Genomic DNA, 11,932 nt, shown 5'->3' with positions numbered 1-11,932 from the left:
GTCAGCGTGGGGTGGATGCCAAGACCATCGATGAGCGCACCTGGCGGGTTGAACCAGGCCTTATTGCCGGTGGGCGAAAGGTCATTGAGCCAGATCTATCGAATGCTGGGCCATTTCTTGCGGCAGCAATGGTTTCCGGTGGCAGTGTTCGCATCCCAAATTGGCCCACGGTCACAACCCAGGTTGGTGCAGAGTTTGAGCGAATTTTGCCGTTGATGGGGGCAAAGTGCCTTGTTGAAGACGAGATTCTAACTATCCATGGTGATGGCAAAATCAACGGCATCGATATCGATCTTTCAATCGGAGGTGAGCTGGCTCCGGTTATTGCGGTGTTAGCTGCACTTGCCGATACGCCAAGTCGAATTACCGGTATCGCTCATCTTCGTGGTCACGAAACCGACCGACTCAGCGCACTGACTCACGAGCTAAACAACCTTGGTGGGGATGTTAGCGAACTGGAAGACGGTCTCGAAATTCGCCCCGCCACTTTGCACGGCGGTAAGTGGCAAAGCTATGAAGATCACCGAATGGCAACAGCGGGGGCAATTTTGGGACTTCGTGTTCCAGGTATTGAAGTTGAGAACATCGCCACAACTTCAAAGACCATGCCCGAATTCACAAAACTCTGGCAAGACATGTTGGACGCTAAATGACCTGGATGTTTGAACCAGGTCCGGGTATGGACCTCGATGAGGATGATGTTCGAATCCGCCCAAATCCAAAGGGTTCTAAGCCTCGAACCAAGCGTCGTCCAACTCACGATAACGCTCTAATGGGCATGGTGCTGGAAGTTCACCTAGCACGCTACAAGGTATTGACCGATGATGGCCGTGAGGTCCTTGCCACCCTGGCCAAGGAGCTTCGAAACAAGGGTTGTGTGACCTGCGATCGAGTGGCACTGGCTGGAGAGGTGTCTGACCAAAAAGGCACTCTTGCTCGAATTGTCAGAATCGAACCTCGAACCACGGAGCTCACTCGCTCAAGCGATGAGAGTGATACCGGAGACCAGACCATTGTCGCCAATGCTCACCAGCTGGCAATTGTTATGGCTGCTACCAACCCAGAACCAAAACCTCGATTGGTCGATCGATATCTGGTCGCGGCCATGCACTCCGGCCTCAAACCAATTTTGATCATGACAAAGTGCGATCTTACGGACCCGACAGATTTCATCAAGGGGTTCGATGGCTTTGACCTAAAGGTCTTCAAACACTCGCAGGTAAAGCCTGACCTTGAGGGTCTTGAGGAACTTCTTGCAGGCAAGACAACTGTTTTTGTTGGCCACAGCGGCGTGGGCAAGACCTCGCTTATTAACCTCCTAGCCCCGGGTTATGTCCGAGCAACTGGCGAGGTGAACGAGGTGACCGGTAAGGGTAAGCACACCTCTAGTTCTGCCAAAGCGATTCCGGTTCGAGATGGCTGGATTGTTGACACCCCTGGTGTTAGAACCTTTGGTCTTGCGGGTATAGATGCGATTGGGCTCCTCAAGGGATTTGCGGATCTCGATGCAGCGAGCGTCGAGTGCCCAAGGGACTGCTCCCACCTGGCTGATTCCCCAGACTGCGAGTTGGATGTTGCGGTGGAAGTCGGAAAGCTGTCAGCCTCGAGGTTAGATTCCTTCCGACGACTGGTCTTGGCAATTGGGTCGATAGATTAACCCTGATGATTAAAGATCTAGACCTTGCCCTCACGATGGCCGACCACGCTGATGAGATTTCCCTCAAGCGTTTTCGCTCCCTTGGGCTTTTGGTCGAAACAAAGCCGGACCGCACGCCGGTAACAGATGCCGATCGAGCGGTAGAAGTGGAACTGCGCTCGATTGTTGCCGACTACCAACCAACCGACAGCTTTATTGGCGAAGAGTTTGAGAACACCGGGTCTTCAAATCGAAACTGGATTGTTGACCCAATCGACGGCACCGCAAACTACCTAAGAGGCGTTCCGATCTGGGCAACCCTAATTGCCCTGCGAGTTGACGGCGTTATAACCACTAGTGTGGTCTCAGCGCCCGCCCTTGGTAGACGTTGGTGGGCACAGCGCGGCCATGGCGCGTTCACCATGGATCTAGATGGCAGCGTGCGCTCGCTACAGGTTTCGAAGATTTCCAAGCTCGAAGACTCTTCAATCTCCTACAACAGCCTGCAGCTTTGGGATCAGAGCGACAAACTTCCCCAGCTGATTGACCTAAGCCGTAAGGTTTGGAGAACCAGGGCCTATGGCGATTTTTACAGCTACATGCTGCTTGCCGAGGGCAGCCTTGACCTAGTGGCTGAGCACGACCTCATGATCTACGACATCGCAGCGCTGGTTCCAATCGTCGAAGAAGCCGGCGGGCAATTTAGCGACCTTGCAGGTCCGCTCACCGAACGCAGCTCCTCGGTAATGGCGTCCAATGGTTTGCTGCACGCGCAGTTTCAGCAAGCACTGAAGTGAAAACCCAAAACCAAGCTCGCTTTTTAGCAATCAGCACGATTGCACTCTTGGCCATAAACCTAAGAACTGCCGTTAGCTCTATCAGCCCGGTTGTCACCTATATTCAGCAGGACATCTCACTGCCGATTGTGACCATTGGTCTATTGGGAATCGCAGCTCCGCTGTCTTTTGCAATTGCCAGCTCTCTTAGCTACCGTCCGGCAAGACTGTTAGGCGTCGAAAAGACGCTGATGCTCACGGTCCTGATGATCATCTTGGGTCATCTTTTGAGAGCATTCTCCTGGGATTCCACGGCGTTGTTCTTTGGCTCGCTATTGAGCCTGCTAGGTATGGGTATTGGCAATGTGCTGCTACCGGTAATGGTTCGCAAATACTTTCCAAACCGGGTTGGTTTGGTCTCTAGTTTTTATCTAACTCTCACTGCCCTATCGGCAACCATGGCCTCTTTTGTTGCGGTGCCGATATCGGAGGTCGCGGGTTGGAGATTTTCACTGGGCCAGTGGGCGATTTTGGCCTTTCTGACGATTGCTCCGCTGAGTTTCCTGCTGCGTAACTCAAAACCGGAGATCAAGGCCGAGAAGGTGGCTGGCGCTAAAGCAATCTGGCGCTCTCCAACGGCGGTTTCGATTGCGTTTATGCAGACCGTAACGTCAATCATCGGCTATGTGTCATTTGCGTGGCTGCCGCTAATCCTGGTCGAACATCAGGGAGTGAGCGTTATTGAGGGCGGGCTGCTTTTGAGTCTGTTTTCGCTGATTGGCCTGCCTATTTCGTTGATCATGCCGATTCTCAGCACTCGTTACCCAAAATCTCAGAGCTTGATTGTTTGGTTCTCTTTTGTCTCTGGTGTCACCGGAGCACTGGGCTTGCTGTTTGGCGATGTTTCGCTGACTTGGCTCTGGGTAATCGCATTGGGCTTCGGACCCACCATGTTCCCGCTAGCCCTTACGCTTTTCAATCTTCGATCTCGCGAGCGCTCTACGGTTTTGGCAGTGAGTGCATTTGGGCAGGGCGTTAGCTACACCACAGCTTCCCTCGCCGTGTTCTTGGTAGGAGTGCTCAGAGAGGTCACTGGGGGCTGGGACGCAGGTCTTTGGCTGTTGTTTGGTTCGTGCCTAATGGCAATCCCGGTAGCCCTGCAAATCCGCAAGGGCCAAATGATTGACGACGAGCTCGTTCGCTAGTTTGAGAACTCAACTCCGACAGCCGAGCACTTTTCCCCAATAGAGGCAGTTAGCTCCGCAACCTGAGCCTTGGCGGTTTCCACAGATTCGGCAGAGTCAACAATTGCAACCAGATCAGCTAGGTCTTGGGATAGCCCCGAAGAGAGCACTCCCCGGACCTGCTCGCCGATAAGCGCATCGACCTGTGAGATTAGGCCGGAGTCCACCAAGCCTTCCTGGTAGGCGGCTGCTGTAGCAGTCAGGGTCGTCTCCATTGCAGTGCAGGCAGCGGCATCGGCCGCCGCCGAGGCAATTTCTGAAGCGCTACACCCTGTCAAAAGAAAAGCGCTGAGAATCAAAAGTCCAAGATATTTTGCATTCACAATAAGAGTCTAAAGACGCAGATTCCCTTTGGGGTGACGAAGGACAACATTGCGCGCATTTGCGTTGCCCTCCATGTTCTGAACCGATGTGTCACCGGTTTGCCTTTGCCAATCGTTGGCCGCTACCTGCCGTGAAAGTGACGCCAGTACCAAATTTTCACTCAAGTCAAACCCCTTGGCCAAGCGCTTGCCGCTGAGCACCGATATTGGGCTGTCGTGGGAGAACATTGTGATGGCAATCACTAGATCCTCATCGTCCTCGAAGAATTCGATAACGCGACCCTCTTGTGGCCAATCAATTAGTGAACAAGTTTCAATTAACCAGAAACCGTTTTCCTTGCCAACCCTGGAAAGTGTGTTGCGATGTTCGTGGCCTGCTAACCAAGCAACAATATTTGAGAATTTGGAAAAGAACTCTTCCAATTCCTCCGAGCACACTCTATCGGTGGAACCAAGGGGAGAGTAATCGTTCTTGAGTCGCTCCAAGGGGTGGTGGCTCAAGAGGATCACCGGACGGTCATGAAACTGAAGCAAGGTTTGTTCCAGCCAGTAAAGTTGGGGTCTATCTAGGGATCCGTCCCATCCACCATGCGGATTCACAGTGTTCAGCGAGACAATAATAAATCCTTGATGCTCAATCACATTGTGTTTTGGGTTGCCAAATGCCATTTCCCATTCAACCGGCGGCATTATTGCTCTATCAGCATCCGGCGTGCAGTGGGTAAACTCGAGATCGGCCGGATCTGGCCAAGCGGCCGGCCCAATGGGAGCGAAGCGTTCGGCAAGCGAGAAGAACAGCTGATCCTGAACCAGTCTCACCGGATACTTATCAGATGTGGCGCGCCACCGCAGCTCAGAATTTACCGCAACGGTGCCCTGCAGCAGCTCGTCGTGATTGCCGTGCACCGCAATAAAGGGCATCCGAAGACCGGATGCCTCAAATGAGCTCATTGCCGCATCCAACAAACCCGGAACTGTCGGAAATCCATAGAAGAGCTTGGGCGAGTCCAGTACATCGGCATGCTCTGGATTCCAATAATTGGAATCAAATGGCTCACCGCCCGGACCCTCGAAAACCTTCTTTGCCCCACTATTGGGTCTCACAAAACCGCCCTCCAGTAACTTTTTAGCCCACGCCAATTCATTGATCTGGGCATTGTCAGTCACATCTCCGGTTATTACGGTCAACGAGATCGGCTGCTCAGCATATCTTCCGGTAAGGGTGTTTATCTTTTGAACTGCGGCATCTAGGACTTGGGTTGTCAGCATTTCCTGAGCGCGGTAATTACCAACCGGTCCACCAATCTCAGCAGCAAATGGATGGTGCGGGTCACCGTATCGATCAGTGAAAGGCAGGCGCGCGGGTGATTGTGAATCGCATACGTGCGTGTCGGAGATGTGAGCGATCGTCATAAGGTGACGACCGAAGCTTGAGATATTGGCCGCGGGCAGTTTGGAGACAAGGGTGTCCAACTGACGCCACTTGTCGAGACCCGCTTGACCTAACTCAATCTTCAACAACACGATTTAAAAATTAGGCCACTCGAGCACAAGATCGCATCGAACCGCTGAGAATTCCTAAGGTTCACCCAAGCTTTGTGCGACGTAGTACGAATGTCAATTGCAAGGATTTGTTTCGTTTCGCAGCAGTTAACCTCAAAACGACAATTTGTAACTCCAACTAACAGGAGGACACCTTGCGCAGATCACGCGTAATTCTGGCCGCTTCCCTAGCAACCGTGCTAGGCCTAGCAGGCTGTGCTACAAACACAGAAACCACCGAGACCGCCACCCCTACTGAGACCGCAGCTCAGATTTGTGGCGCGACCTTTGACGAGCTAGTGACCGCTGCTAAGGCCGAGGGCAAGGTTGACCTAATTGCCCTTCCAGACAGCTGGGCTAACTACGCCGGCGTTATAGCTAAGTACGAAGAGCTTTACGGCATTGATGCAGTTGTGCAGAACCCGGACGCATCATCTGCAGATGAGCTAACCGCTATCGAGACCCTTCGCGGCCAGGATGGCATGCCAGAGTCCGTCGACGTTGGACCTTCCTTCACCACTCAGATGATTGAGGCTGGTTACGCAGAGTCATTCAAGCCAACTGTTTGGGATGAGATTCCAGCAAGCCTGAAGGACGCAGACGGCTACTGGGTGGGTTCTTACTACGGCCTAATGGGCATCGGCACCAACACCACTTTGGTGCCAAACGCGCCGAAGACTTTTGCAGACCTTCTAAAGCCTGAGTACAAGGGAATGGTTACCCTAAACGGTGACCCTCGCGAGGCTGGTGCAGCATTCGCGGCAGTTATGGCAGCCTCTTTGGCTAACGGTGGATCGTTTGATGACATCATGCCTGGTATCGAGTACTTCGCAAACCTGAAGGAACTGGGAAACCTAAACACCGTGGACATCACTCCAGCAACTTTGCTTTCGGGCGAAGTAAGCATCGCGCTGGACTGGACCTACAACTTCCCATACATCACCCCTCAGCTTGAAGAGGCCGGCTTTGACTTCGCGGTCAACGTTCCTTCTGACGGTGCTTACGCCTCGTACTACGCGCAGAGCGTTGTAACCGAGATCCAGCACCCATGTGCAGCACGTCTATGGCTAGAGCACCTAGTCTCCAACGACGGCGCACTTGAATACATCAAGGGCGGGGCAATCCCAGCACGTTACTCCTCGATGCTTGAGGCTGGAGTTGTACCTGCAGAGCTAGCCGCTACCCTGCCAACCGCAGAGGTAATAGACGCAATCGAATTCCCTTCCCAGGCTCAGGTGGACGCTGCTAAGGCAGCTCTAACCGAAAGCTGGGGACCGATGGTTGCCGACAACTAAATCAGAATCTGACCCCGGGGTGAAAGCCCCGGGGTCTTTTCAAAACCATGAAGACACTCACGAGACTATCCAAGGAAGCACTTGTTGCCCTTCCGATGGCATCTCTCGTGAGTGTCTTCTTGCTTTGGCCCGCCCTAACGGTCGTTTTCAAGGCATTCGTCTCTGACTCGGGTTTCCGTCTGGATAGCATTTCGCGCGCACTGAGTGGCACATACCAGCAGTCTTTCTTACTCTCCACTCAGCTTTCAATGACCACGGCGATCATTGGCGGAGTCATAGGGTTCTATCTAGCCGTGATCGTAGATCGTATGAAACCGAGTTCCAAGATTCGATCAGCCACTCAAGCCTGGAGTGCGGTTGCGTCCCAAATGGGTGGCGTGCCGCTGGCATTTGCATTCTTTGCGATTTTGGGCACACAGGGAATCGCCACTCACATCCTGCGCAATTTCGGAATTGACCTAACGGAGATGGGCCTGACCCTGAGCAGTTTCTGGGGATGGGTATTTGTATACCTTTACTTTCAAGTGCCTCTGATGTTTTTGATTGTCTCCCCGGCGCTCTCGGCCATGAAGCCGAGCTGGAAAGAGGGAGCCCACTCGCTTGGTGCTTCGAGCTCAAATTATTGGCTTCGAGTTGCCTTGCCGATTTTGTTTCCAGTGTTGATAACCGGTGCTCTGCTGCTGTTTGTAAATGCGTTCTCGGCCTATGCCACCGTGTATGCGCTTTCAAGCTCGGGCGGTCAGTTGGTACCGCTACAAATCAGATTCATCCTGCAAGGCAATGTGATCACCGGCGAAGAGGATTTAGGGTACGCGCTTGTGACAGTTACCATGGGGCTTTTGGCACTGGCCATGATCTCAATTCAAGTGTTGCAACGACGATTCGCTAGGTGGCTAGCTTGAAATCCAAGTTTGTGTCAAACATCTTCGCAATATTTTTTGGCGCGGCATTAGTCTCGTACTTTTTCCTACCTCTATTAGCGATGGGGCGCTTTGCATTTCAAGTCACCCCGGTTATCAACCTGACTTGGGAAAACCTCTTCGAAGGATGGAAGTTTGACTCGATAACCAGGGCGCTTTTAAACCCCAAGGTGCTGGAAACTGCCACTCTCACTGGTGGACTTACACTTCTCACAATATTCATTACCCTCTTAGCACTTCTGCCAATTGCCACCTTCGTAGAGGTGGCCAGACCAGGTTGGAAACCGTGGCTGACTGCGGTCACCATTTTGCCGTGGATCATTCCTCCAGTAGCCCTTGTAGTTGGCGTAGCTGCAACGTTTAGGCCCTTTGCCCCTTGGTTTTTATCTAACCCTCTGAGTTTGAGTTTCTTCTATGCGATTTGGATGCTCCCCTTTAGCTATCGAGCCATTGCGGGTCAACTGAGCATGATTGGCGCAAAAACGCTCTTTGAGGCAAGCCAATCGCTTGGTGCATCAACGCTTTCCTTCTTTTTCAAAGTCTTACTACCAAACATAAGAAATTCCCTTACCGTTGCGACCCTATTGATTGTGGCAGCAGTTACCGGTGAATTCACTTTCGCGGCCCTACTACTAAAACAGACTTTCCCGGTCTACCTCATTGACCTTCAATCCGAAGACGTGCGATCCGGTTACGCACTGGCGCTGTTGGTGATTGGCGCGACCGCGGTGCTACTGAGTTTTGTAACCTCCAGCCTTCGTAAACGAGGCGGGCAATTCAATGCGATCGGAGTCTAGGTGTCGGATATTTCACTAATTGGTGTGACAAAGAATTTCGGTAATGAAACCGCGCTGAATGATTTCTCACTGTCCGTGCCCCAGGGGCAGTTGGTATCCCTGCTGGGTCCCTCTGGCTGCGGAAAGACAACGGCATTGCGCTTGATTGCGGGATTTCTGGAACCAACCAAGGGTGAGATTTTGGTTGGTGGTTTCGACGTAACCCAAATCCCAGCCGCTAAGCGCGGTTTCGGCATGGTGTTTCAGTCCTACAGTCTCTTCCCACATCTAACCGCCGAAGAAAACATTCAATTCGGCTTAAAGCTAAAGCGGGTCGGCCGCAGCTCAGTTGTGAAACGCACTCAGGAGCTTCTCGAACTCACCGCCATGACCGAACACAGGAAGAAATACCCGCATCAGCTATCCGGAGGTCAGCAGCAACGCATTGCACTGGCTCGAGCTTTGGCCACTGAGCCCAAGCTACTGCTCTTAGACGAGCCGCTTTCTGCCCTTGATGCCGCCGTGCGCGATCAGTTGAGAACTGAAATTAGGAATCTCCAGAAAATCAGCGGAGTGACAACAATCTTTGTTACCCACGATCAGCAGGAGGCGCTGTCAATTTCTGATCAGGTAGCGGTGATGTCGAATGGTCGTATTGAGCAATTGGGTACCCCGGAGGAGATTTACACCAAACCCCAAAGCGCATTTGTCGCCGAGTTCGTCGGCACCAATAACCGCATTTCCGCGCAGAAGAAAACTGGAACACTCTGGTCAGTCCTAAACCACTTGGTCATTGGTCCAAAAGCTGGAAAGACTGGAACCGCATACCTAAGGCCTGAGGAACTCTCCCTAGTCAAAGGTGACGCCTTTACCTTGACTTCGAAGACCTACCAAGGCAGCTTTACCAGAGTGCAGGTTGCCAGTTCAACTGAGACCTTGCAAATAGACCTAAATTCGAATCAGGCGGGAAAGTTTGCAATTGGTGCCAAGGTGGACGTCAAGTTAAATCGCAACGACCCTTTGATCGTCACTGAGGAGAGAAATTCTAAGTAACCTTCGGGAAGAGATTTAATCCTGACAGGTTACACTTCGTTGCTCTTGGAAAATGGAGAAGCATGCGCGTCTATAACAACATCACCGAGATTTTCGGTAACACCCCTTTGGTGAAGCTAAATCGAGTTCTCGACGGTGCAAAGGCAAATGTCTACGCCAAGTTGGAGTTCTATAACCCTTCTTCCAGCGTCAAGGACCGACTAGCCATTGCAATGGTGAACGCCGCCGAAGAATCTGGCGAGCTAAAGCCAGGTGGAACCATCATTGAGGCCACCAGCGGTAACACCGGTATCGGCCTTGCCATGGTTGGAGCCGCTCGTGGTTACCGCACCATCATTGTGATGCCGGACTCGATGAGCCTAGAGCGCAAGATTTTGATCCGTGCATACGGAGCTGAGCTGGTTCTAACACCTGCTGCTTTGGGCATGAAGGGTTCTGTTGCCACCTCTGAAGAACTCGGTGAGCAGATTCCAGGCGCTGTTTTGGTTCGTCAGTTTGATAATCCAGCAGGCCCAAAGATTCACCGCGAGACCACCGCCGAGGAAATCTGGCGCGATCTTGACGGTCAGGTCGATGCACTAATCGCCGGTAGCGGCACCGGTGGCACAATCACCGGAACTGGCCAGCGACTGAGAGAGCTAAACCCAAACGTCAAGATCTTTGCGGTTCAACCTGCATCTTCACCACTTCTAACCGGCGGCGAAGCCGCCGGTCACCCACTGGCTGGAATCGGTCCAAACTTCATTCCATCAATCTTGGACACCACGGTCTATGACGAAGTGCTCTCCTCATCAAACGCAGATGCCTTTGAGTACTCTCGCCGAGTGTCAGCCGAAGACGGCATCCTGGCTGGAATCTCCTCCGGTGCTGCGGTATGGGCAGCGCGCGAGGTTGCTCACCGCCCAGAGTTTGAGGGCAAGAACATTGTTGTGATCATTCCATCGTTCGGAGAGCGTTACGTTTCATCGACGCTCTATCGTGACCTGCAAGAGGAATACCAAGCCAAGCAGTGAGAATCTTCGAGGACATCAAGGTAGGGCTTGAGCGCGATCCTGCTACCCGCAGCGCGCTTGAGCTGTTCCTAACCTCTCCAGGGCTCCACGCCATCTGGGCATACCGCATCGCACACGTGATGTGGAAGCTGAAGCTTCGCATCCTCAGCCGCATGCTCTCGAACTGGGTCAAGCTCTGGACTGCCATTGAGATTCACCCGGGTGCAGTTATTGGACGCCGCTTTGTTATCGACCACGGAGTCGGAGTTGTGATTGGCGAAACTGCCATCATCGGCGAAGACGTTCTGATGTATCACGGCGTGACCTTAGGTGGAAAGACTCTGGAGTCAGTAAAACGTCACCCAACCGTGGGAGACCGAGTGACTTTGGGTGCCGGTGCAAAACTTATCGGCAATATCACGATCGGTAATGATTGCGCTGTGGGTGCCAATGCCGTTGTAACCAAGAGCATGCCACCGGGAACTGTGGCAGTTGGCTTCAACGCTAGATTGCTAAATCTGACCGGCGACGAGCACTACATCATTTAGTTTTGCGACTTGCGAAGTAGATACCGGACCAACGGTCATCTATCACTTCTTCAGCTCGACCCCTAAGTCCAACTTTTTTAGCTAGTTTCAATACCTTTTCGCTGGAGAGGTCAGTCCCGAAAAAGGGTTTACGGGGATAGCAAATCCAAAAAGCAATCTTCTGCTTGCGGGCCGCTTTTAGTTCAACTCTGACGCTTTTTAGCTGGTCCGAATTCTCAACGAAATACAAAAACGCACCGGACTTACCCTCGCTCACCAATTCCATCGCCGAGGAAAGTGAAGCGGCCCAGGGGTGAATGTCATCTAGCTGCGCTTCCGCCGGAAGGTTCACACAGGGTACCTGTATGCCTTCGGCAAGGAAAAGCTTCTTCGAAAGACTCACGGGGAAAGCGTAGGGAACCGAAGGTTTGTTTACCTGCCGTTAACCAAAGAATTAACTTAGTTAAGTTAGAAGTCCAGATCTGGATACTTCTCGCTGAGCTCTTTGAGCCTTAGCCCAACCAACTTTGCGATCAGGTCATTTGGCAATACTTCACCCAAGCCAAACTGAAAGCCTCCGGTGGTTTGCTTGCGATCCGCTAGCTCCCTAGAGAGCTGAGGAACGATGTTTCCAGAGTGTGGGAAGTAGCCGATGTGTTTTTTGAATGCTGCGTATCCAGCTACCGCTTTGCCATTTAGTTTGACGCAGGGCATCGCGTAGGAGATGCCCTCTTCACCGTTTGGGACAAGTTCCAAGACTTGTTTGCGCAGTGCTTGGATAGAAATGACAGCAGCCTCAGGTAAACCTTTGAGGTACTGGTCGACTTCGGCTTTTGACACGCTAAGAA

Annotated in this window: 14 protein-coding genes; 10 read left to right on the top strand and 4 right to left on the bottom strand. The window is 52.4% G+C overall.

What is annotated here, in order from left to right:
• The 4 genes from AC128V_RS01570 to AC128V_RS01555 all read left to right on the top strand — a co-directional run.
• On the top strand, nt 1-653 hold a 653-nt coding region (locus AC128V_RS01570), incomplete at its 5' end, for a 3-phosphoshikimate 1-carboxyvinyltransferase (RefSeq protein WP_482762927.1).
• The gene (gene rsgA, locus AC128V_RS01565; RefSeq protein ID WP_482762926.1) at nt 650-1,657 is read left to right on the top strand and encodes a ribosome small subunit-dependent GTPase A; all 1,008 of its coding nucleotides are present in this window, start codon (nt 650-652) and stop codon (nt 1,655-1,657) included. The genes AC128V_RS01570 and rsgA, both read left to right, overlap by 4 nt.
• A 5-nt stretch (nt 1,658-1,662) precedes the next feature.
• Entirely contained in the window at nt 1,663-2,433 is a 771-nt protein-coding gene (locus tag AC128V_RS01560) for an inositol monophosphatase family protein (RefSeq protein WP_482762925.1), read from the top strand.
• A complete protein-coding gene (locus AC128V_RS01555) occupies nt 2,430-3,617 on the top strand; it encodes an MFS transporter (protein WP_482762924.1) in 1,188 nt (395 codons plus the stop codon). The genes AC128V_RS01560 and AC128V_RS01555 overlap by 4 nt, the downstream gene beginning before the upstream one ends.
• On the opposite strand, the gene AC128V_RS01550 is transcribed toward AC128V_RS01555, so the two are convergent.
• Nucleotides 3,614-3,979 (bottom strand): hypothetical protein, encoded by a 366-nt coding sequence (locus AC128V_RS01550; RefSeq protein WP_482762923.1) that lies wholly within the window; start codon nt 3,977-3,979, stop codon nt 3,614-3,616. The genes AC128V_RS01555 and AC128V_RS01550 overlap by 4 nt on opposite strands.
• A 9-nt stretch (nt 3,980-3,988) precedes the next feature.
• Nucleotides 3,989-5,503: a metallophosphoesterase gene (locus AC128V_RS01545; RefSeq protein ID WP_482762922.1), complete on the bottom strand. Its 1,515-nt coding sequence runs from the start codon at nt 5,501-5,503 to the stop codon at nt 3,989-3,991.
• 173 nt (nt 5,504-5,676) lie between these two features.
• On the opposite strand from AC128V_RS01545, the gene AC128V_RS01540 reads away from it, so the two are divergent.
• The 6 genes from AC128V_RS01540 to cysE all read left to right on the top strand — a co-directional run bounded on the left by AC128V_RS01540 (nt 5,677) and on the right by cysE (nt 11,105).
• Complete coding sequence (locus AC128V_RS01540; RefSeq protein WP_482762921.1) at nt 5,677-6,816, top strand: ABC transporter substrate-binding protein; 1,140 nt, start codon at nt 5,677-5,679, stop codon at nt 6,814-6,816.
• A 47-nt stretch (nt 6,817-6,863) separates the two neighbouring features.
• Nucleotides 6,864-7,718: an ABC transporter permease gene (locus AC128V_RS01535; RefSeq protein ID WP_482762920.1), complete on the top strand. Its 855-nt coding sequence runs from the start codon at nt 6,864-6,866 to the stop codon at nt 7,716-7,718.
• A complete protein-coding gene (locus AC128V_RS01530) occupies nt 7,715-8,533 on the top strand; it encodes an ABC transporter permease subunit (RefSeq protein WP_482762919.1) in 819 nt (272 codons plus the stop codon). Before AC128V_RS01535 ends, AC128V_RS01530 begins: the two co-directional genes overlap by 4 nt.
• Entirely contained in the window at nt 8,534-9,565 is a 1,032-nt protein-coding gene (locus tag AC128V_RS01525) for an ABC transporter ATP-binding protein (RefSeq protein ID WP_482762918.1), read from the top strand. It abuts the gene before it with no gap.
• Between the two features lie 62 nt (nt 9,566-9,627).
• On the top strand, nt 9,628-10,578 hold the full coding sequence (gene cysK, locus AC128V_RS01520; RefSeq protein ID WP_482762917.1) for a cysteine synthase A: 951 nt from the start codon (nt 9,628-9,630) through the stop codon (nt 10,576-10,578).
• Nucleotides 10,575-11,105: a serine O-acetyltransferase gene (cysE, locus tag AC128V_RS01515; protein WP_482762916.1), complete on the top strand. Its 531-nt coding sequence runs from the start codon at nt 10,575-10,577 to the stop codon at nt 11,103-11,105. Before cysK ends, cysE begins: the two co-directional genes overlap by 4 nt.
• Here the strand turns inward: cysE and AC128V_RS01510 are convergent.
• Both AC128V_RS01510 and AC128V_RS01505 read right to left on the bottom strand, forming a co-directional pair.
• Nucleotides 11,098-11,487 carry a hypothetical protein gene (locus AC128V_RS01510; RefSeq protein WP_482762915.1) on the bottom strand — a complete coding sequence of 130 codons (390 nt, stop codon included), beginning with the start codon at nt 11,485-11,487 and terminating at the stop codon, nt 11,098-11,100. The two genes, cysE and AC128V_RS01510, sit on opposite strands and share 8 nt — an antisense overlap.
• Nucleotides 11,488-11,552: 65 nt before the next feature.
• On the bottom strand, nt 11,553-11,924 hold the full coding sequence (locus tag AC128V_RS01505; RefSeq protein ID WP_482762914.1) for an iron chaperone: 372 nt from the start codon (nt 11,922-11,924) through the stop codon (nt 11,553-11,555).
• Between the last annotated feature and the right edge of the window lie 8 nt (nt 11,925-11,932).

The sequence above is a fragment of the Aquiluna sp. genome (assembly GCF_965064355.1).
Note: the sequence above shows the minus strand (reverse complement) of the source record. Positions and strands in the feature narration are given on the sequence as shown.